Source organism: Fenollaria sporofastidiosus, assembly GCF_943169635.2.
Lineage (GTDB): Bacteria > Bacillota > Clostridia > Tissierellales > Peptoniphilaceae > Fenollaria > Fenollaria sporofastidiosus.
This window is the reverse complement of sequence record NZ_OW968186.1, coordinates 802,533-823,489: the sequence shown is the minus strand read 5'-3', so window position 1 is coordinate 823,489 and position 20,957 is coordinate 802,533. Positions and strand designations below refer to the sequence as shown.

Below are 20,957 nucleotides of genomic sequence, written 5' to 3'. Positions count from 1 at the left end.
TATATAAGTGAAACGCTATGTATTAAGAAGCGCATAAGGCTTATGAAACGAGCTATATAGTAGCGAGCGAGGTATATAGTAGCGGGCCTGCTATATAGTAGCTGGCTCCCTAAGATTAAAAAGCAGCTTAATATATATATAAGATATAAAAAAAGCTTCCCGTCATATGACAGAAAGCCTACATGTGAGTAACTACTCCAATGCTCCACCTCATGAGGAACCGCTTCCTGCGGTACATGAGTAGCAATGGTTCATTGTTCTAATTTTTCTTCCGATTAAATCTTCTTTTTCGATGTTGAAGATGCTCTTGTGCTCCCCTGATATCTTCATTCCGAGTGCAAGGTTGAAGTCGCAGTCGTGAAGGCTGCCGTCGTAGTCAACTGAGAGCGTGTCAAGGCACATAAGTGCATCGACAGTCGCTGGGTTGAAGGCAGTGCATAGTCTTCCTAAGTACTTTTGCATATTGCCCGACTTATCTAACCACTCGCCAAAGCGTCCTATAGGTGCATTTGTCATGCTATATAGATTGTTAAAGTCGATGTCATACCCCTCTTTAAGCTTGGTCCTATATATCGCCTCAAGCTCCTCTTGACCCGCTGGTATCATGGCTCCACTCGGATTATATACAAGGTTTAGCTGCAGTTCTTCATCTCTACCATAGCCAAGCTTGCATAGCCTTTGCAAGACCTCGATTGAGTCGTGAAAGACGCCTATGCCTCTAACTTTGTCAGTCTTTACTTCCTCGTAGAATGGCAGCGAAGCGATGATCTCTACCTTGTGCTCTTTTAAAAACTCAGGTAAGTCCTTGTATTCTTCATCCAAAAAGATAGTAAGGTTACTTCTAGTCATAAGCTTCTTACCCATAGACGAGGCTGTCTCGATGAGGTACTTATAAACGCTGCTCATCTCTGGCGCGCCGCCTGTTATATCAAGAGTTGTAAAGTCCCACTCCTTTAATATCTCCATGGCCCTCTGTGCAGTCTTCATATCCATATCCTCATCTCTTGTAGGTGAGGCCTCGACGTGACAGTGCTTGCACGCAAGGTTACACTTCCTCGTTATGTTTAGCTGCAGTGTCTTTGGCTCCTTAGCTAAGATATCGTACCCAACCGTCTTTGCAAATGGCTGGACTGCTTCTTGTAAACTCTTTAGGTAAGACAATTACATCTCCATCTCGTCAGCAAGTTTCTTCATTTGAGTTGAGTAAGCAAGTACTGCTCCTCCTGTGATAGAGCTTGCAACGTGAACTGCTTCCATCATTTCTTCTTTAGTGTAGCCTTGGTCTAAGCATGCTGTTGTGTATGCTTCGATGCAATATGGGCAGTGGATAGCATGTGCAACTGCAAGTGCGATAAGTGATTTTTCTCTAGCTGTTAGCTTGCTGTCTTGGTATACACTTGCGTAATACTTCATGAAATTATCCCACATCTCTTTATTAAGTTCGCCTAAAGCGCCTCTGCCGAATTCTTGTAAATCTTTTCTTTCAAAATATTGACTCATTTTTATTCCTCCTTTTTATAATGCTTGCCACTACTATTATACCAAAAAAAGAGCAGTTATATCAATAACCGCTCTTGTATAAATAATATTAATAGTTTGTCTTATAAGTATAGATAAAATTATCTAAATCTTACGCTCGCACCGCTTTTGTTGTTTGACTTCTCAAGTATCTCTACCCAATCAAGTGACTTACCTGTACCTATAGCAACGCACTCTACTGGATCTTCAGCAACTCTGCATGGTATACCTGTTTGTTCTGTAACAAGTGTGTCAAGTCCCTTTAAGCAAGCGCCGCCACCTGTAAGTATTATGCCTCTGCCAGAGATGTCGGCTGCAAGCTCAGGTGGTGTCCTCTCAAGTACTGTGTGAACTGCTTCGATGATCTCTTGAACCGGCTCTTTAAGCGCTTCAAGCATATCTGTTGATGAAACAACAACGTTCATAGGTAGGCCGCTCATAAGATTTCTACCCTTAACTTCCATGTATTGTTCTTCTTCAAGTGGATAAGCGCAGCCTATAGTTACCTTTAGCTCTTCGGATGATCTCTCACCTATCATCATCTTAAATTTCTTTCTAATGTACTTTGTGATTGCTTCGTCGCAATTGTCGCCTGCCACCTTGATTGACTTACTTACAACGATGCCGCCAAGTGATATAACTGCGATGTCTGTTGTACCGCCACCTATATCTATGATCATGTTGCCGTTAGGTTGTGTGATGTCAAGTCCTGCGCCTATAGCTGCTGCGATAGGTTCTTCGATAAGGTAGGTCTTGATTGCGCCTGCTTCGTTTGCAGCTTCAATAACCGCTCTCTTCTCAACTTCTGTACAGCCGCTTGGAACGCAAACAATTAATCTTGGCTTGAAAAGCATTCTGCCAAGTGCCTTTTGTATGAAGTATTTAAGCATTCTTTGTGTAACGCTGTAGTCAGAGATAACTCCTTCTCTAAGCGGTCTTATAGCGACGATGTTTCCTGGTGTTCTGCCAAGCATCTTTCTTGCTTCTTCGCCAACAGCCAAGAATTTATTTGTATATTGGTCTATCGCAACGACAGACGGTTCTTTAAGTACTATGCCTTTTCCTTTTACATAAACAAGTACACTAGCTGTACCTAAGTCAATGCCTACATCAGATCTTAATCCCATGCGTATCCTCCTTATTCCTCTACTCTATAGACTTTTGCGCCTAAAGATCTAAATTTCTCTTCAAAATCTTCATATCCTCTGTCGATATGGTATATGTCCGATAGCTTAGTATCGCCACTTGCGCATAGCGCCGCTATGACAAGGGCTGCTCCGGCTCTAAGGTCTGTCGCCCTAACTTCTGCGCCGTGAAGCTTATCTACGCCTTTAACTGTCGCTGTTCTGTCTTCTACGTCAATATTGGCGCCAAGCTTTCTTAGCTCATCAACGTGCATAAATCTGTTTTCAAAAACTGTCTCTATAACCTCAGACTCGCCTTCGATGATGGTCTCAAGCGCCATAAACTGCGCTTGCATATCTGTTGGGAAGCCTGGATATGGTAGTGTCTTTACCTTTATCGGTTTAAGCTTCTTTGTTGCAACTATCCTTAAAGTGTCAGTGTCTTCATATATGTCGCAGCCTGCCTCACGCAATTTAGCTATGACTGGTCTCATATGACTTACTATGACGTTGTTAAGTATGATGTCGCCATGTGTTGCAGCTGCAGCCACCATAAAAGTGCCCGCCTCTATCCTGTCTGGCATGATTTGATGAGTCGCACCAAAAAGCTTTTCAACACCTCTAATACGTATAGTCGACGTACCTGCTCCATATATCTTCGCGCCCATCTTGTTTAAGAAGTTAACCATATCAACAATCTCGGGCTCCATCGCCGCGTTGTCGATAACTGTCTCGCCTTGTGCAAGAACAGCAGCTAAGATGATATTTTGTGTCGCACCAACTGAAGGGAAGTCTAGGTAAATTTTATTGCCTGCTAAATTATCTGCGTGAGCGAAGATGTCTGTGTACTCATCATTCTCCTCAACATCGACGTTGACGCCAAGTGATCTAAAACCTTTTAGGTGCAAATCAACTGGCCTTGCTCCTATCGCGCAGCCTCCCGGCATAGAGCTTCTTGCCTTACCCATCCTGCCTATAAGCGCACCCATAACGATGAAGGATGCTCTCATCTTATGCATTAGTTGGTAGTCTACTTCGTATTTATTAATAGTGTTTGAATTTATTTTAATTGTATGTTCGTTTATCTTTTCAATCGTTGCTCCTAATGAGGAAAGCACTTCGCACATAACTTCGACGTCTTTAAGTTTAGGTAGGTCCTCTAGTATTATGTCTTCAGTGCCAAGTATAGTCGCAGCAAGTATAGGCAGAGCGGCGTTCTTTGCACCGCTGACTCTTACTGTTCCAAGCAAAGGATTCGATTCTTGTATAAGTAACTTTGCCAATGAATTACCTCTTTCTATATTAATCAGTACTATTTTATCACATATGTTAAAATAATTCTACTATTTTCATAAAAAAAGTTCCCACACATTGCGTGTGAGAACTCAATAAGTACTTCTTGATTAAAGAGTATTAATATTCAACAAATTTTGATGCTGGTGCACTGCAGATAGGGCACTTTTCTTCTTCACCTGTTAGTGAGATGAAACCGCATACTGGGCATAGATATATCTTAGATACTTCTAGGTCCTTGCCTTGATCAATATATTCTTTTGCTTTTAAGAATAATTTTTCGTGTACTTTTTCTGCTTCAACTGCGAATTTCATTGCTGATACAGCGGCTTTTTCGCCTTGCTCTTCAGCTACTAATATGTAACTTGGATACATTTCTGTATGTTCAAAGTGTTCTCCACCTGCTGCTGCAAGTAAGTTTTTTGATGTTCCGTGATCTCCGAAACCTGCTCCTGATGTTACTGTGAAGTCACCTTCTAAGTCTTTCATTGCTCTGAAGTGTAGATGAGCGTGAACTCTCTCTGCTTCTGCTGTTGCTTCAAATAATCTTGCTATGTTCTTGAAGCCTTCCTTTTCTGCAGCTCCTGCCCAGTAAAGATAACGCATGTGTGCTTGTGATTCTCCTCCAAATGCTGATTGAAGGTTTGTTTGTGTCATTGCTCTCAAAATTTTTCCTCCTAAAATTATATTTATAGCTCTGCTATCTATATTTAAAGGGTGCATTTAAGCACCCTCAAATACCTTAATTATTCTCTTCTACCTAGTTCCTTATCATATAGATATAAGCCAGTGTAGCCATCCTTTAGGTTTTCTAATACTTCAACGATAGTTCTCATGTTGTCTTCTTCTTCAACTTGTTCTTTTAAGAACCAGTTTAAGAACTCAACAACTACATAGTTCTTTTCCTTAAGTGCTAGATCAAAGATGTTTTCGATTCTCTTTGTAACTTCTTGTTCATGTTTGTAAGCTGTCTTAAAGATTTCAAGAACTGATTTGTATTCCTTCTTTGGTTCAGGAATAGCTTTTAATTCAACTCTTTCACCGATTTCTTCGATGAAGTTTTTAAACTTTGTAGCGTGTTCATATTCTTCCCCAGCTTGTTTGTCCATGAAGTGAGAGAAGCCATCCCAAGCTTTGTCCTTTAAATCATGTACCATAGCTAAGTAAATATAGCCACTTTCCAATTCAAAATTGTATTGTTCTACTAGAGCATCTGCAACTTGCTTACTAATTTTCATATCAATTACCTCCTAAATGTAACTTATATTAATATCTTTATAGCCAAGGCTTTGCAGCATTTTTCTTAAAATCTTGTCCGCATTATCTTGCGCCCTTTCAAGTATGCCGTCCTTCTTAGCCTTTAGCTCTCTTGCATTCAATTCTTTCTTAAGTGTCTCTTGGTAGTCTCCCAAGTCTAGTGGATTAAATATATTGTTCTTTTGATCAAGTATGACCATGGACTTCTCATCAAGCACGCTATCTGTGATAGTAGCCTTAGGTACTTCAAGCTCAACTTTAGTATCGCCTACGTCCTTTACTACCGCCTTTGATAAGTCTATGCCGGCCTTTATGTAGCCATTATACTTAATAATGTAGCTTTTGTCTGTGAATGGTATCTTCATATCCATAAGAGTCAAGCTGTCCTTGTATGTCAATATGTCAGTGTAGTTGTACTCGACAGTTACTAAGTCTCCTATGTCTTCTATGGAAGCCTTTAAGTTGTCAACTCTTTCTTCCTTATTCACCCCAATAAACTTCTTTCTAAAAACGAAGAAGTAGATTGCAATGATGGCAATAAGTATAATTACTAGCAATCTGTAGAAGCGAAGTCTTCTTTGCCTTTGCGATAATCTACTCATACTAAACCACCGGTGTATACATCTCAAAGACGCTATAGACAGGAACTTTCTCATCCATCAAAGCCTTTAAGATGGCAGGTATATTTCGTATCTCAGTTTGGATTTGAAAACCGTTGTATCTAAAGACTATGTCCTCAGACTTAATGTCTTCCAAACTAGAAAGTAGCTTCACTATATTATACTCAGAGTAGTCTTCACTTTTGTAGTCAACAATAAAAAAGACCTTCTTTTTCTTGTCATACTCCTTCTGAACATCTATCCTATTGATAAGAAGAACGTCATTCATTATATTCATCCTTTCCTTGCACTTAGTATCATCTGTTATTAATATACCCATGAGGCTTTTAAAATAAACAAAAATATATTTTTATAGGAAAATATTAGCATTTTTTGATTTTGGGCAAAAAAATAAGCTTAAGTAAAAACTTAAGCATGGTGCCCAGAGCCGGGATCGAACCAGCCACACGTAGATTTTCAGTCTACTGCTCTACCGACTGAGCTATCTGGGCAAATTGGTGGACCTTCAGGGACTCGAACCCCGGACCTGCCGGTTATGAGCCGGACGCTCTAACCAACTGAGCTAAAGGTCCCAACAACGATTATTATACCTTATTGAAGTAGAAATGTCAAGAATTTTTTTCATTTCTTTAGCTAAACAATATAAAGGGCAGCCCCTAAGAGCTGCCTTTACTAATCATAATTATATAAGTAAGACTTGATCTCGTTAAATAAATTTTCATCGTAATCAGTCTTATCATACACCTTCATATCAAGAGCGGCATAAGCATTGTATACTTCGTCATCCAATATAAGCTCGCCGTCTTTCAAACTGACAAATGGACTAAACTTTATCTCTCTACCTTCACCATCGATACAGATTAGTGCATTAGGTGCTATGTCTGAAATATTTTGGCATACAAGTACAGGTCCAGTAAATTTCTTGCCGTCTAAAAATTCATTGCCAACAGTATTAAGCTTGCCATTTTCTAAAAGTTCAAGCTCTTTAAGTGAAACTTCAGCATCCTTATACTTAGGAACTACGATATAAAATTCTTGACCCATAAGGTAAGTATCGCTTGTGCCCTCAGCCTTTGCTAGCACGAGTAACTTGTTTATATCCTTGACATCGTAGCAAACTGACCATAGCTTTAGCTTTGCTAAAACTTCTTTTAAAGTCTCCTCGTCATAAGCGCTTCCCAAAGGAACTACCATAGCTTTTTTTCTATCATCCATAATACTTAAGCCGCATTTGTCTGCCATAGCCACATATAGATTAGAATATTTTTTGCTCTCTTCATCGTCTTTTCTTTTAGCTTCTTCTAGCTCCTGGTTTTTTCTCTCTTTTTCTCTTATTTGATCTTCAAGATATCTTATGCGCCTTGCCTGTTCTCTAAGTAAGTTTGTCTGTCTTATATATACGAAAGAAACTACAGCTAAAGCAATAAGCAGTAAACATATTATAAATATCATAAATTGTTTTTTATTCATGGTCTCACTTCCTTTGATATAATTATACCACTTTTACCATGTAAATATGCTCTGTAATAAATATTTAATAAAGGGAAAGCCTCATCATATAGATGAGGCTAATAGAGAAATTAAATATTAATGTTTAAGTTATAACCATAAAACTACTGTATTGTATACTTATTCTATTATAAATATGTTATCACTCGACTTAATCTTATTCTTCCTATCAATTTTCTCAGACCATAATTTTTCAACGTTCTTTATATCTTCCTCATTAAATTCTTTCCTACATATTTTTTTAAAAAAAGTTTTTTTACTTACTTCTGCTATTTGATATATTTCTCTGCAATAATCAAACAAATTATTATAATCTGCTAAATAAATATCAAGATTTAAATATTTACCATAATCCACATCTAATCTTACCAATGTAGAAAATAGACGTATATCTGAATCTGTTAAATAATCACCAAAGATAAATCTTGACTTTGCAAGTCTTTGTTCCAATTCTTCCATAGCCTTGTAAAATATATCATAGGCTATCTTGTATTGTGTTTTATTGTTAGCAAAGCACATTCTATAAATAGCGTTATTGATATTGTCATAAAGCCAAGAGCCCATTTTTACTATTTCACTTTCGATGCTACTTGGTAATAAATTAGGTGCTCCTTTTTTATGAAGAGATTTAAAATCTTTTTCTAAATAATATGTCATTTTGTGATAATCATTATTTGCTATTACTTGCCTTTTATAATCAAATAACAATGGTACAGCTGGTCTTCCTACAAAATTACTATCAGTTCTATAATATAGCTCGCCAACAAAACGAGCATTACTTTCCTTGTTTATACAATCTTTAGAGTTTACGCATTCCCAGCCAACAGGCAAATCTAATTCAGTCCAATCAACAATCTCTTCCTTAATTGATTCACACAAACCCAATAATGAATAAACTATAGCAACGCGATTAGACCAAGCGCAATCTTTTGCCCAAAAAAGTGTATATCTATCTTTTTCTACAGGGTTTTTATATGATTCTCCAAAAGGCTCCCTGAACCATGGAATCTGTCTTACATAAGCGCCTTTCTCATCAATTTCATAGTCCTTTACAGCAGGTCTGACAGATATTTTTCTTCCGTTATATTCAATATAGTTCATAAATAATACTCCTTTATTTTACCTGAAATTTATTTAAAAATTGTTTTAACCTTTCAGACTTTGGATTATTAAAAATTTCTTCCGCAGATCCTTCTTCTATTATCTCTCCATTATCAATAAATATAACTTTGTCAGCTATATGTTTAGCAAATTTCATCTCATGTGTTGCAATTATCATAGTTGTTTTTTCTTTAGCTAATTCATATAAAAGCTTTAAAACTTCTCCTACCAATTCAGGATCAAGAGAAGATGTTGGCTCATCTATTAGCATTAACTTAGAATTAACAGCCATGGCTCTGCCAATACCAATTCTTTGTTGTTGACCGCCAGAAAGTTGTGTTGGATAATTACCTTGTTTGTCATATAGTCCAATTGATTTTATTATTTCAAGAGCTTTTTCTCTAGCTTCAGTTTTACTAAGTTTTTGAACCGATATCATTGGTTCCATTATATTTTCGAGAGCAGTTTTGTTTAAAAAAAGGCAATAATTTTGAAACACCATAGATGTTAAAGATCTTAATTGACTAATTTCTTTTTTAGTAGCTGTTTCGCAATTAATAGTACAATCATTGATACTAATAGTGCCTTTATCAGCTCTTTCAAGAAAGTTTATACATCTTAAAAATGTTGATTTTCCTGATCCTGAAGGACCAATTAAAACTGCCACTTTTCCTTCTTCTAGCGATAGTGAAACGTTTTTTAATACTTCAAAATCATCAAATTTTTTACATAAATTTTCTATTTTAATCATTATTGTCTCCTACTTATAGTTCAAATTAAGCTTCTCTTCTAATTTCTTTTGGCCATATGATAATATTGAAATTATTATCCAATAAATAACTATAGCAACTGTATATCCTTCCAAAAATCTATATACTTTAGATGTTTCCAAACTTACTGCAGCCATCATATCTTTATATCCAATCATAAATCCAATAGATGTAGATTTAAATATCCCTATAAAATGATTAGACAATCCCGGTGCAGCAACTCTAGCTGCTTGTGGTATTATTATTCTCTGTATAACTTTTAATGGGGACATTCCTATTGATAGACCTGCTTCATACTGAGATCTGCTAACAGAATTCAATGCAGCACGTATGTCTTCTGACATAAATGCTGCATAGTTAGCACTCATACATATAACTAAAGCTTGAAATGGATTCATTGATTTTATTGATTCAAAGACTTGTGCAAGTCCATAATAGAACCAAAATAACTGTGCAATAAATGGTGTGCCTCTAAAAAATGAAACATATATTGACGTTAAAGTATATAAACCCTTTATTTTATATTGTCTTATAATAGCAACAATTAAAGCTATTAATAAAGAGAAAAATATAGTTATAAATGCCAGCTTAAATGTTTCTGGCAAATATCTTAATATTTTTGGAAATAGTTTAAAAAAGAGATTTATATTAAAACGATCCATACAAACGTTTACTCAGCCATAGGATCAAAGCCAAACCATTTTTTTGCTGTTTCGCTTAAAAATCCTTCTTCTTTTAATTCTTTAAGAACCTTGTTAACTTCTTTTAAAAGTTTTTCTCCTCTTTCATCTTTATGGAAAGGATATGCAGCATCTTCTGTATAAACAGTGTCACCAACGCCTTTAATTTTTAATCCGGACTTTTCTTTTACGTCATTGATGTGCATAGCAGACATTAGTGATGCGTCAATACGTCCTAATGCTACGTCTGTATGAACTGCAGTACTAACATCGTATTCAACATATTCAATTTTTCCATCTGGGTCAAATTGATCTTTAAACGCATATGCTATATCATTTGTAAGTAAGCCTAGTTTCTTACCATATACATCTTTGATTCCATGAATAGTGTTATTATCTTCTGCTACTACAACCTTATATGGAACATAGAAATATACATCACTAAAATTATATGTCTTTTTACGTTCATCAGTAACTCCAATTTGATCAGCTACAGTATCAACACGGCCTGCTTCTAATAACTCAAGAATTCCAGGGAATCCTGCTATCTCCCATTTAATTTCCCAATTATTTCTTTTTGCAATTTCATTCCAAACATCTATTTCATAACCTTGAAGTTCTCCAGTTTTTTCATTAGTTTCAGAGAAAAATGCATGGTTTCCAGTTGTTGATATTTTTATAACTTCCTTTTCACCATTGGTAGCTTCTTCTTTTGGTTCTTCAGATGTTTTTGTTTCATCTGTACTTGCTGTTGTTTCTTCTTTTGGTTTATTGTCACTTGTATCATTATTCTTTGTGCAAGCTACTGAAAATATCACTAAAGATAGCAACAACATTAATAAAATACTAGTCCTAAATAATTTCTTTTTCATAAAAAACCTCCTAAAGTTCTGTTACCAACTAATGTCAGCACATTAAAAATATAACATCATTTGTCGCTTCTGTCAAATAAATTATATCTATAGTAAACCGCTTTAATATAAATTTATTAAATATTTAATAAAGGGAAAGCCTCATCATATAGATGAGGCTAATAGAGAAATGAGGGTTGAATAAAGTATATTCAAAATGTATATACATAATTCATGTATAAGTGTAATTAAGTTTTTAAGCATTAAGTCTTGCGCATATATTTTATTTATACTTTGCTTTGTTATTTTTCTTTGATTGCTTCTTTTAGTGAGGTGAATAAAAACACAAGTCCCACTACCAAGACTATGTGTCCTATGCCTGCTAAGCCTGAGATGGATGCATCAAGCGCCTTACTTTCAAATTTAAGTACTTCGTAGATGCCTCTTGCAAATATCATTGAAGCTGTTAATATAAGAGCTGTGTTATATGTGTAGTAGAAGCGTTTAAAGTATTTATTCTTTGTAAAATCGCCAATCAAGGAAAAGGATGCAAGCGATAAAAAGACAAGCATGCCTAAGACTAAAAGGTGCGTGTGTACAAAGGCAAGGCTTGTGTATCCACTAAAGCCTATAAACTTTGTGTACTCTCTATAGAAGGCGCCGGCTACTAAGCCAAGTATGCCATAGATGAAGGCGGTATTAAGTAGTCTTTTCTTCATACTTGTCTCCTTTCATGTCTTTGTATCCAATCAAAACTGTCCATACGTAAGCGCATGTCTTTGGTATCATAAGTAAGCCAAGGTTTGGGTGCTCTTGCGAGAACAAAACGACTGGCGCGTAGAACGCAAAGCTTAGAACTATCGTTAGCCACATGTACTTAAAGTTTTTGTCATGATGCTTTTTTTGTGAGATGTAAAAGATTGCAATAATTATAAGTCCAATTATTAAGAATGGAATGTTCCTTAGTATGCCCCAAGATAGTGGTGGTAATTTTGATAAAAATTCATTCCTTGGACATAGGCATGTAAGTATTCTAAGTATAGCTAGCGCATAAACTGTGTATGTGAGTCCTTCTTTGCCTTCGATCTTGTAGCGTATCCTCCATACATAGTATAAAATTATATAAAATACGGTCATGGTGATGGATGTGATAAGCTTACCTATGCCTAGTGGGACTGTGTAGTCATCAAGACCTGTCGTAAGTAGTGCTAGCATTCTTGGTACTAAGTGGAAGGCGTCTCCAAAACCTAGAACGACTGCCATCAGCCCAAATAAGTAGTACTCTTTTCTTCCCCTAGCCTCTTTCATCATTTTTATGCCTATAGTAAGAACTGTTACTAGGTATATAGCGTCGAAGAGACTTTCAAAAATTGCACGCATAAAATCATCTCCTTGTGTTTGAACATTGTTCAGATTAGCTTCTATATATACCCGTCAAGCGTGTGACGGGTTATTAATATAGTAGTTTTTCTATCACGGATATGAAGAAATCCTTCTTGTACGACTTGTCAAGTATGAGACTCATGATGTTTGACATAATAAAGCTTATAAAGTCGTCCTTTGTAAACTCATCTGTGAAAGCGTCATCTCTAACTTTTTCATCTGCGTTTAAAACTTCTTTCATCCTCTGCATAAGTCTAGTCATGTAGATATACATTGATGACTTTGCTTTAGGCTTAGTATTGCTTTGAAGCATAATGGAGTGTAGTGTAAAAAAGTTTGGATACTTCTTAACGCCATCTAAGATATACTCAAAGATGTCTTTGATGTATTCTGAGAAGGCTTCATCTTTAGTCCAATCTGACGTGTGGAAGATGTCCTCCCATACGCTCTCTATCGCTTCGATGATGAGCTCATCCTTCGATGGATAGTAGTAGTAGATCGTTCCTACTGAGCAGCCAAGCTCCTTAGCAAGTCCTCTTATGCTAAGTGCATTGAGTCCTTTCTTCGCAACCATCTCTCTGATTTTAAGAAGTATAGCATCCTTAGATGTAACAGTTTTTGTCATATAATCTCCTAACTGAACCTTGTTCAATATGATTATAGCATTGATTAATTTTTTTGTCAATAGTTTTACGCAAAAAAAGACTAGAATCAACTAGTCTTTATCTTTAATTAAATGGGTGGTAGAAGACTGCCGAGTCATCTAGATCGAAGGCGCCTTCCTTTATATAAAACTTATATGCGTCGCTACCCTTAAGTGTGGTGAAGAAAGCACCTGCTACCCCCATATTCTTTAGCTTCTCTCTTGCGCTCTCATATAGCTTCTTTGCTATGCCCTGTCTTCTATGCGCACTTGATACGAAGAACTCGTCGATGTAGTATGTCCTTTGCTTTGAATATGGACGAACATTACCCATAATGGCGCCTACTATATCATCACCCTCTATGGCAAGTAGGCCAAAGAACTTTGGAAAGGCTGTGAGGCATTCCACTGCTTCCCTCGCAGTCTCCATAGTCCACTCATTGTTCCAAGGAGCTTCGTTGTAAACTGATTTCATTAAAGCAGCTAAGCTCTGTATATCTTTTTCTTCAATTTCTCTAAATATCATAAATACCTCCTAATTTTATTTAGTGCGTTGTTCCGCCTGTAATTTTTATGTCAGTATCGTTATTTACAATTGCTTCGATTGCCAAAGTAAGTCCCTTAACTATAGTTTCGATTGTCATCGATGGCATATTTTTCTTCTCTACTACTTGTTCTGGCAAAAACGGTATGTGTATAAAACCTGCTCGCATCTCTTTATACTTACTTGCTTGTAAGTGAAGTACACCATAAAGAACGTGATTACAAATGAAGGTACCTGCTGTGTTTGACACGCTCGCTGGCACTCCTCCAGCCTTTATATTTTTTACTATGGCCTTGATTGGTAGTGTTGAGAAATATGCCGCTGGTCCATCTGTAATAATTTTTTCATCTATAGGCTGATTACCTTCGTTGTCCTTTATCTTGCAGTCATCGCAGTTAATACCAATTCTTTCAACACCTATATCTGTCCTGCCTCCTGCTTGACCAATTGATAAGACGACATCTGGATGCACTTCTTCAAGCTTTTCTTTTATCTTTTCAATTGATTTACCAATTACGGTTGGCACTTCAAGTTTAATAATTTCTGCTCCAGCTATATTTTCTGGCAACTTTTTAACTGCTTCTATGGATGGATTTATATTTTCTCCGCCAAAGGGATCAAAGCCTGTTACTAATATCTTCATCTATGTCACCTCATTACATTTATATATACCCCAAAATATTATTCAATTGCAATAAAATGAATTATCATATATACTATAGTTAAGAAGAAATTTTATAGGAGGTTAGTATGAGAAAGAAAATTTTTATTTTGCTTATAGGACTAATCTTAATAAGCAGCAAGGCTAGTGCACGTAACACTGCTAAGCTTAATAATGTAAATATTAGTGTTGACGGCAAGGTGCAAAATGTGAGCTGCTACAACATCAAGGGCTACAACTACTTCAAGCTAAGAGATGTCGCAAAGCTTATGATGGGTACGCAAAAGGGTTTTGAGGTCATGGTTGATGAAAGCACTCCTGTTGTAGTAAGGGATAGCTCTTATACTGAAAACGGTAGCGAGCTTGCTCCTCTTAGTGTGAAGAAGTTAAACTTGAATCCAAAGTTTAAGTATCTAGGCATGAGACCTAGTTACACTTCTTTGATAGTTAAGTCCTACAACATTAATGACTACAACTACATGAGCTTAAGGGACATTGCTCAAGCGGCTAACTTCAAAGTTGGCTACGACGCTCCATCTAAGACTATACTCATAGACAGCACGCAAGAGTTCGTATACCAAAGTCCACCTAGGGCTGAGAAGGTCGAAACTATGATCGACTATATATACTCTGTTTTAGGAGCGCCTTACGCAAATGTTGACTGCTCAGGTCTTGTCTCGTCAGCTATACAGGTAGCAGGCTTTGATGTGCCTGCTGATGGTTTATACTCATGGACGCTTGATTGGTATCCAGAGAGCTTCGTAGAGATACCTATGAATCAATTGCAAAAGGGCGACATACTAAACAAGGCTGGTCAGCACATGATGCTCTACATTGGTGATGGCAAGGTTGCTGAGTCCATAGAGACAACTGGTGTAAGAATAACTAAGCTTAGAACAAAGGGCTACAAGGCATATAGAATTACTGAATAAAATAATCCTCTGGAGTGATCCAGAGGATTTTTTACTGATAGCTAATGTAGACTCACTTATGCTGCAAGTAAAAGAGCAAGGCTAGCCTTGCTCTTTGTTTTATATATTAACTTTGTCTAGCTCTTTCAAATTATATTTATCGATGATGGCTTTAAGCTTGCCTGGATACTTTGGATCTGTTGCATAGCCACTTCTTTTGATAGCGTAAACGCCTCTTTGGTCGTTAAACATTACCTTTCTAAATGGCGCATACCACTTTCTTTCAAGTAAAAGTGCTGTGTGGTCAACGAAGGATTCATCGGCTGACTTGTACGCTCTAAAGTTTGCATCTATACTTACTTTGACGTTGTTATAAACTTCAGATGTTGTGATGGTAACTGTGCCGTTTGATGCACTGCCTTTAACACCAAATAAATTATTTGAGAACTTACCTGTATACTTATCAACTGGCACTGATTGACCCCAACCCGACTCAAGTATAGCTTGCGCTGTTGTGATGGCGCCGCTTAGGTCTGTTCTTAAAAATTCGCGTCTAGCAACCTTCTTTGTGTAGTCAAGGAACTTATCCTTAGCCATAAGTGGCTGCTTTGTAAAAATCTTTCCTGTATAAATTCTAAACTTTATGCTCTCACCCTTTATGAAGGCATCAATTTGATTACCTGTTGCGTAAATTTCGTTCTCGCCCTCATCATCGCTATTTACGTTATATCTATAGTTCTCGCCATATGCAACGTTCTCTGCTATAGTCTTAGTTTTACCTGTTCTAAGGTTTCTTAGATAATAGTTTACGCTGTTGACACCAACATTAGACACTGCATTTAGGTCTATATACTTATGAATTATACCGCCTGGTGCAACGCCTTGAATCAATAGTTTGGAGTCACCCTTTATCAAGACAAGCTTGTGCTCGCTCTCCATAGTCTTGCCGCTAGCGTCTATACATCTAACGAAGACTTCCTTTTGACCTGCATCCTTTACATTCGGGAAGAACTTGCATGCGCCGTAGGACTTCGACTCGATAACGCTCTCAGTTCCTGTAAGTGGATCTCTAAGCATGTAGTCAGTTCTCATAACGTCGAAGTTTCTTTGCACATTAAGAGTCACTTGTCCAGAGATGACACCGTCTTTTGGCACACCTGTTATATTGATGTAAGGACTTATGTTCATAGTGAAGGTCTTAGTCTCGCCGAAGTGTTCGTTTCCAAGTTCATCAAAGGCCGATAGCATGATTGAGTAGCTGCCTGAGTCTAGATAGCTTGGTCTAAACGCGAACTCTCCTTCTGGATCAAGATTGTCCTTAGTCTCTGTTGCTCCTGTTGTTAGGTTTGTTATTATCGCCTTCATCTTTGATGCGACAAAATTTATATCTGGAGTAATCTTTAACTCATCTTGCACTAAGCCGCCATTGTCAACTCCTGTATATGTTACTCTTGGAAGAACATTTATGTTTACTCTCGCACCTGTCGCGTCTACAAGCTTGCCGCTCGCATCATATAGTGCAAGGACTAATTTCTTCCATCCAGCATCCTTCATACTTGGAAGATACTCTAGAGTTTCACTCATGTTTGTTTTAACGTCTTGTATATATCCTTCGTTATTTTCATCAAGTAGAAGCAGCTTTGCCTTTGCAAATGTCTTATCACTTGCAAAAGTAAAGTTCATCTTAGTAGTGATGTTTTGATTTGGCTCTAGTCCCATTAGCATAGTGCTTTGTGTGCTTTGATTAAATGCACTAGAGTCGATATTAACAGTTCTACTTTGGTCGTCATAGCCAACAGCTATGTTCATAAGCTCTGCTACTGCTCTTAGTGGCAAGTAAGTTCTGCCCTTGACTATACAAGGCGCAACATCTGTAAACTTAAGTGAGCCGTCACTTATGTCTATAAGGAACGAATCAATGTATAGCTTGAAGTTATTCGCGCCGTCACTAACTGTAACGCTCCTTTCTGCGTCACTCCACTCAACGTTTCTTCCAAAAGTTTCCGCGATAAAACGAAGTGGCACTAGTGTCCTCGCATCTTTGAGGATAGGACTTGCGCTCTTTGTAACATTGTTTCCGTCTATGATTAAATTAAGTGATGCTGCCTTAACTTCTCCTGTATGTATCAGTGTTAGTAGCAGTATCGATACTATAAATAAATTTCTAAGTAATTTTTTCATTCTTTCACCTCTTTTTTTATTATATCATAAAAATTCTTGCCGTGCAATTTGCCCTTGCCCTTAGAGAAGTATAAGAGCACAAGCATAACGATGTAAGGCAGAGTATCAAGTAGCTTGTAGTTAATGGCCGCCACGCTTTGGAAGGAGCCTGCAAGATAAGTAAAGACAGCGTATACAAGGCTTGCGATTGGCGTTAGAGCTGGATGTATGGCTGAGAAGCCTTCAAGTGCCAAGCATACGTAGCCCACATTTTGCGAGATGTTTTCTGTGAAGTATGAAAAGTACGAAAGCGATAAGAAGCTTCCAACGAGCGCCGCAAAAACGGATGCAAAGATAATAGCATAAAGACGCAAGCTAAATATATTTAATTTTCTAAACTTAGCCTTTTCTTCATCAAGTCCCACGGCTCTTAGCTCAAGGCCTGCCTTTGTCTTATATAAGAATACATAGTAGGCTAGACTCATTACTGCTCCCAAGATTATGAAGATGTTGACTCCAAATATATTAGAGTCGAAGTTTATGCTCAGTGAAGTCGACATAGCAAGGTCGCCTGCGTATAGATAGAGCATAAGTCCTGATAGACCGCGCAGCATAAGGTTCATCGCTATACCATAAACAATGTCCGAAGTGCCCCTTCTCTTCGTTAGGTAGACGAATAAGATGTTTACACTCATGCACACAAGTACAGCCGTGCTTAAGCTTAGTGCAAAGGACGACGTTTCATTAAAGACGATGATGGCTGTGATTGCTGAGATATTGACAAGGCCGTCCGCGTGCAATAGGCATAGGCCAATATTTCTCATCGCATTGATGGCTAGGCACAATAAAAATATGCGTATAAAAGCTCTAATAATTTCTGTCATTGCGCGCCTCCAATATTGATATAAAAATGAGAACGCCTTGCATTAAATACATCACAGACGAGACGAATGAAAATTCGGTCTGCATGACAAGGCTTAAAAGTCTTATGTATGTAATTAAAATTGCTGGATAGGCAAGTTTTTTAAAGTCGCCGCGAGCGAGTAAAGACACAGTTATCGCGTCAAATCCATAGCCTGTAAAGCCTTGCAAGCTGAAGCGCTCGTAGTTTAAAAATAAATATAAAAATGCTGCCACAGATGTAAGCATAGCAAGGCAAAGGTCAATCGCCCTCTTTTCTTTATTTATATCAGTTCCAGTCGAGATTAAAACGCTCGGTGCATCCTTAATTAGCTTAAGCTTCTTTACTAAAGAGAACTTACGTGCAAGGACTACGAAGACTATAAGAGAGACAGCACTAAGTAGAAGAGCTGCTCTTATGTCAAGAGCGAAGTCAAATTTTTTTGTTACAGCTGAGGAGATGCTCTCATCAGAGAAGAATGTATATACCAAGTAATTGATAATGCCTAAAATCACATAGTTAAAGATCAGTGACGATATGATGAGTTTCTTGCCATCTCCACTGGATATGCCCTTAGGTACTTGCCATAGTAAGAATAAAATGATTGGAATGAAAATTATAATAAAGAAAAAATTTGCGCAGTATATAGCTACAAGTGCACATAAAAATATACCCATATGAAAAATGCCTTCAAGCGAAAAATTCATCTCGCCCATCGACAAGGAAAGGTTCATAGCAAGGGATAAAAAGCTAATGACCATAAACTCTTTAACAAAGCTCAGTCTATATAGATGCGAGGTGAATGGTTTTAATGCCGCAGCCCCAATATCTGCAAAGCTCTTATGTGAAAGAAGCGCAAGTATTAATAAGACAATAAGCATAAAAATAGGATATAGCAAAATGAAATATCTCTTAAATGACTTTGATTTCATCTACTATATCCTCCTTTAATTCTTCATAATCGTCCGAGATGATGTATATCGTCCTACCCTCATCTCGCCTCTTTAGTATCGCCTCTTGAGCAAGCGCCTTCGCTTCGAAGTCCATGCCCTTCTTGTAATTATATAAAATGTATGCCTCTTCATCGCGTAGCATCTCTCTAAAGAAGACAAGCTTTTGCAAGTTGCCACCTGAGAGTGTACTTGTGATGTCATTTGGCTTAAACTTTAATTTATATCTCTTAATAAAGTCCTCTGCTTCTCTTTCGTAGTCGTGCCTTGTATTAGCTAGCATCTCGTATATGAAGATGTTCCTATATGCCCTCTCGTCCATAAGCACAGCCTCGCGCACATCCTTTGCTACGTAAGCAAAACTTTTGTACTTATTCATAAGCTCTTCTAGAGCAGCCTCGTCCTTTATATATATACCAATAATCTTTTTATCTTTGCCCTCTGTGACTATATGTGATGCTTGTGAAGAAATGTTTTTTTGCTCATTCAAATAAATCACTTCAGCATCGAAGGCTGATATAAACTCAGAGTCGTGCGAGACCATAAGAAAGCTCTTTGTAGAAGACTTGATGTAGTCAATTAGCTTTTGAGTTACACTCGAGTCTAGTGCCCCACTCACCTCATCAAGTAGGATTAGTTTCTTATCTGATAAGCTCATCGCGATAAGCTCAAGCGTCTGTTTTTCTATAGTCGACATCTCTTTAACTTTTCTATCAAGACCTGATATATAGAATGGCGATGTCTCAACTAGGCTTAGGACTTTTTCCTTCTTCATATCTATGGCGATGGCGATGTTTTCTATAGCACTTAAATCGTCAAAGAGCATAAAGCTTTGACTCACCATGAAGGCTTCGTCCGAGACTATCTCTCCAGTGTAGCCCTTTAAGTCTGCATGTATGAGCTTTAGAAGCGTCGTCTTTCCCGCACCATTCTTGCCCATAAGAAAGCTAAGCCTAGCGTCTATATCAAGTGTAAACTTGTCAAAGATGACGTTCTCACCATAAGCAAAGTGTAAATTCCGTATCTTAATCATTGAACTCTGACCTTATACTAATCTTATCAGCCTTTATTTCAGCAATAATTTCTTCCATCTTATCTCTTGTGTCTTTACTTATATTCGCCTCGTAGTATGCGCCATCAGCAATTGCTATGCCGCCTTCCTTTACTCCCAAAAACTCTGTAGTGCCAAAAATATTCTCTCCCTTTTTGTACTTATCAATCGCTCTTAGTAAGGATACATCGACCCTCTTAAGTATAGATGTTAGGATGTACTTCGCCTTTTCGTCACCTAGTAGAGCCGCTTGATCTGAATCCACGCCTATGACGTAGCGCTCGTTCTCTACTGCCGAGTCTATGATGCCAAGGCCCGCGATGGATGCAACGTTAAAGATGATATCAACATCCTTCTTTTTGTACAAGATGTTTGCAAGGTCCTTCGCCTTGATGGCGTCAGTGAAGTTACCAACGTAGCTACTAAGTATCGTAGCCTCGCTATCGATATACTTTGCTCCATCTTCGTAGCCAAGTAAGAAGTCCTTTATAATCTTATTATCCATGCCGCCAATAAGTCCAAGCTTCTTAGTCTTCTTGGCAAAACTATATCCCTCGCTGCTTTCAACAAGGCTTGCAAGAGCTCCTGCTAAAAAGCCTCCCTCGTTTTGCTTGTAGAGTATCGAGTAGATGTTCTCATACTTTTTCTCGCCGTCATTTGCGTTATCGTCGAAGAGTATGAAGTTTTGCTCTGGATACTTGTCGGAAATCTTTTGTATCTTATCCTTTAGCTGCCAAGTGCCAACTACTATGATGTCATATGCCTTGGACTCTGTGTTCTCTTCAAGTATCGCATCATACTTCGTCTCATCAGTACCCATCTGTATGGTCTTAGTCGTAATATCAGGATACTTTTCTTTGATAAGCTTCATACCAGCCTCAGCGCTGTCAAAAAAGCTCTTGTCACCAAGTGTGCCATTGATAAGTAGAAGTATGCTAAGATCCTTTCTTTCTTCTTTGCTTGTTTTTGTGCCGCAAGCAATAAGAGCTAGGCACAAGGCCATAAGCACGGCGAATAATCTCTTTTGCAT

24 protein-coding genes and 2 tRNA genes are annotated in these 20,957 nt (G+C 37.7%); 1 reads left to right on the top strand and 25 read right to left on the bottom strand.

The features are described from left to right. Positions 1-210: 210 nt before the first annotated feature. The 20 genes from arsS to pcp all read right to left on the bottom strand — a co-directional run bounded on the left by arsS (position 211) and on the right by pcp (position 13,936). Positions 211-1,161 (bottom strand): arsenosugar biosynthesis radical SAM (seleno)protein ArsS, encoded by a 951-nt coding sequence (gene arsS / locus KO172_RS03915; RefSeq protein ID WP_215492237.1) that lies wholly within the window; start codon positions 1,159-1,161, stop codon positions 211-213. Next, positions 1,162-1,500 carry an arsenosugar biosynthesis-associated peroxidase-like protein gene (locus KO172_RS03910; RefSeq protein ID WP_215492236.1) on the bottom strand — a complete coding sequence of 113 codons (339 nt, stop codon included), beginning with the start codon at positions 1,498-1,500 and terminating at the stop codon, positions 1,162-1,164. A 119-nt stretch (positions 1,501-1,619) separates the two neighbouring features. Next, positions 1,620-2,645: a rod shape-determining protein MreB gene (mreB, locus tag KO172_RS03905; RefSeq protein WP_215492235.1), complete on the bottom strand. Its 1,026-nt coding sequence runs from the start codon at positions 2,643-2,645 to the stop codon at positions 1,620-1,622. A gap of 11 nt (positions 2,646-2,656) precedes the next feature. Further along, positions 2,657-3,925, bottom strand: a complete 1,269-nt coding sequence (murA, locus tag KO172_RS03900) for a UDP-N-acetylglucosamine 1-carboxyvinyltransferase (RefSeq protein WP_215492234.1) — start codon at positions 3,923-3,925, stop codon at positions 2,657-2,659. A 130-nt stretch (positions 3,926-4,055) separates the two neighbouring features. Further along, positions 4,056-4,592, bottom strand: a complete 537-nt coding sequence (locus KO172_RS03895) for a rubrerythrin family protein (RefSeq protein WP_251320166.1) — start codon at positions 4,590-4,592, stop codon at positions 4,056-4,058. 89 nt (positions 4,593-4,681) lie between these two features. Beyond that, positions 4,682-5,173: a ferritin gene (locus KO172_RS03890; protein WP_215492232.1), complete on the bottom strand. Its 492-nt coding sequence runs from the start codon at positions 5,171-5,173 to the stop codon at positions 4,682-4,684. Positions 5,174-5,185: 12 nt separating this feature from the next. Beyond that, complete coding sequence (locus KO172_RS03885) at positions 5,186-5,794, bottom strand: DUF4230 domain-containing protein (RefSeq protein ID WP_215492231.1); 609 nt, start codon at positions 5,792-5,794, stop codon at positions 5,186-5,188. Between the two features lies 1 nt (position 5,795). Continuing rightward, positions 5,796-6,080 carry a hypothetical protein gene (locus tag KO172_RS03880; protein WP_215492230.1) on the bottom strand — a complete coding sequence of 95 codons (285 nt, stop codon included), beginning with the start codon at positions 6,078-6,080 and terminating at the stop codon, positions 5,796-5,798. 147 nt (positions 6,081-6,227) lie between these two features. Further along, a tRNA-Phe gene (locus tag KO172_RS03875) sits at positions 6,228-6,303 on the bottom strand. Between the two features lie 4 nt (positions 6,304-6,307). Further along, positions 6,308-6,384 (bottom strand) — tRNA-Ile (locus KO172_RS03870). A 100-nt stretch (positions 6,385-6,484) separates the two neighbouring features. Next, complete coding sequence (locus KO172_RS03865; protein WP_215492229.1) at positions 6,485-7,282, bottom strand: PilN family protein; 798 nt, start codon at positions 7,280-7,282, stop codon at positions 6,485-6,487. 159 nt (positions 7,283-7,441) lie between these two features. Further along, positions 7,442-8,422, bottom strand: a complete 981-nt coding sequence (locus KO172_RS03860; protein WP_215492228.1) for a glutathione S-transferase C-terminal domain-containing protein — start codon at positions 8,420-8,422, stop codon at positions 7,442-7,444. 13 nt (positions 8,423-8,435) lie between these two features. Further along, positions 8,436-9,173 (bottom strand): amino acid ABC transporter ATP-binding protein, encoded by a 738-nt coding sequence (locus KO172_RS03855; RefSeq protein WP_215492227.1) that lies wholly within the window; start codon positions 9,171-9,173, stop codon positions 8,436-8,438. Between the two features lie 9 nt (positions 9,174-9,182). Further along, entirely contained in the window at positions 9,183-9,854 is a 672-nt protein-coding gene (locus tag KO172_RS03850; RefSeq protein WP_215492226.1) for an amino acid ABC transporter permease, read from the bottom strand. Between the two features lie 8 nt (positions 9,855-9,862). Further along, the gene (locus KO172_RS03845; protein WP_251320114.1) at positions 9,863-10,744 is read right to left on the bottom strand and encodes a transporter substrate-binding domain-containing protein; all 882 of its coding nucleotides are present in this window, start codon (positions 10,742-10,744) and stop codon (positions 9,863-9,865) included. Between the two features lie 281 nt (positions 10,745-11,025). Then, positions 11,026-11,442 (bottom strand): DUF2871 domain-containing protein, encoded by a 417-nt coding sequence (locus tag KO172_RS03840; RefSeq protein ID WP_215492225.1) that lies wholly within the window; start codon positions 11,440-11,442, stop codon positions 11,026-11,028. Then, positions 11,423-12,103 carry a hypothetical protein gene (locus tag KO172_RS03835; RefSeq protein ID WP_215492224.1) on the bottom strand — a complete coding sequence of 227 codons (681 nt, stop codon included), beginning with the start codon at positions 12,101-12,103 and terminating at the stop codon, positions 11,423-11,425. Before KO172_RS03835 ends, KO172_RS03840 begins: the two co-directional genes overlap by 20 nt. A 73-nt stretch (positions 12,104-12,176) precedes the next feature. Beyond that, a complete protein-coding gene (locus tag KO172_RS03830) occupies positions 12,177-12,731 on the bottom strand; it encodes a TetR/AcrR family transcriptional regulator (protein WP_215492223.1) in 555 nt (184 codons plus the stop codon). A 103-nt stretch (positions 12,732-12,834) separates the two neighbouring features. After that, positions 12,835-13,275, bottom strand: a complete 441-nt coding sequence (locus KO172_RS03825; protein WP_215492222.1) for a GNAT family N-acetyltransferase — start codon at positions 13,273-13,275, stop codon at positions 12,835-12,837. Positions 13,276-13,294: 19 nt separating this feature from the next. Then, positions 13,295-13,936 (bottom strand): pyroglutamyl-peptidase I, encoded by a 642-nt coding sequence (gene pcp, locus KO172_RS03820; RefSeq protein ID WP_215492221.1) that lies wholly within the window; start codon positions 13,934-13,936, stop codon positions 13,295-13,297. Positions 13,937-14,043: 107 nt separating this feature from the next. On the opposite strand from pcp, the gene KO172_RS03815 reads away from it, so the two are divergent. After that, positions 14,044-14,886 carry a C40 family peptidase gene (locus KO172_RS03815; RefSeq protein WP_215492220.1) on the top strand — a complete coding sequence of 281 codons (843 nt, stop codon included), beginning with the start codon at positions 14,044-14,046 and terminating at the stop codon, positions 14,884-14,886. A 99-nt stretch (positions 14,887-14,985) separates the two neighbouring features. Here the strand turns inward: KO172_RS03815 and KO172_RS03810 are convergent, their stop codons facing one another. Genes KO172_RS03810 through KO172_RS03790 form a run of 5 tightly spaced genes read right to left on the bottom strand, consistent with a single transcriptional unit; the run spans position 14,986 to position 20,957 of the window. After that, positions 14,986-17,046, bottom strand: a complete 2,061-nt coding sequence (locus tag KO172_RS03810) for a glucosaminidase domain-containing protein (protein WP_215492219.1) — start codon at positions 17,044-17,046, stop codon at positions 14,986-14,988. Continuing rightward, on the bottom strand, positions 17,043-17,909 hold the full coding sequence (locus KO172_RS03805) for an ABC transporter permease subunit (protein ID WP_215492218.1): 867 nt from the start codon (positions 17,907-17,909) through the stop codon (positions 17,043-17,045). Before KO172_RS03805 ends, KO172_RS03810 begins: the two co-directional genes overlap by 4 nt. Then, entirely contained in the window at positions 17,893-18,858 is a 966-nt protein-coding gene (locus KO172_RS03800; protein ID WP_215492217.1) for an ABC transporter permease family protein, read from the bottom strand. The genes KO172_RS03805 and KO172_RS03800 overlap by 17 nt, the downstream gene beginning before the upstream one ends. Beyond that, positions 18,839-19,909 carry an ATP-binding cassette domain-containing protein gene (locus KO172_RS03795; protein ID WP_215492216.1) on the bottom strand — a complete coding sequence of 357 codons (1,071 nt, stop codon included), beginning with the start codon at positions 19,907-19,909 and terminating at the stop codon, positions 18,839-18,841. Before KO172_RS03795 ends, KO172_RS03800 begins: the two co-directional genes overlap by 20 nt. Further along, a complete protein-coding gene (locus KO172_RS03790; RefSeq protein ID WP_215492215.1) occupies positions 19,902-20,957 on the bottom strand; it encodes a BMP family ABC transporter substrate-binding protein in 1,056 nt (351 codons plus the stop codon). Before KO172_RS03790 ends, KO172_RS03795 begins: the two co-directional genes overlap by 8 nt.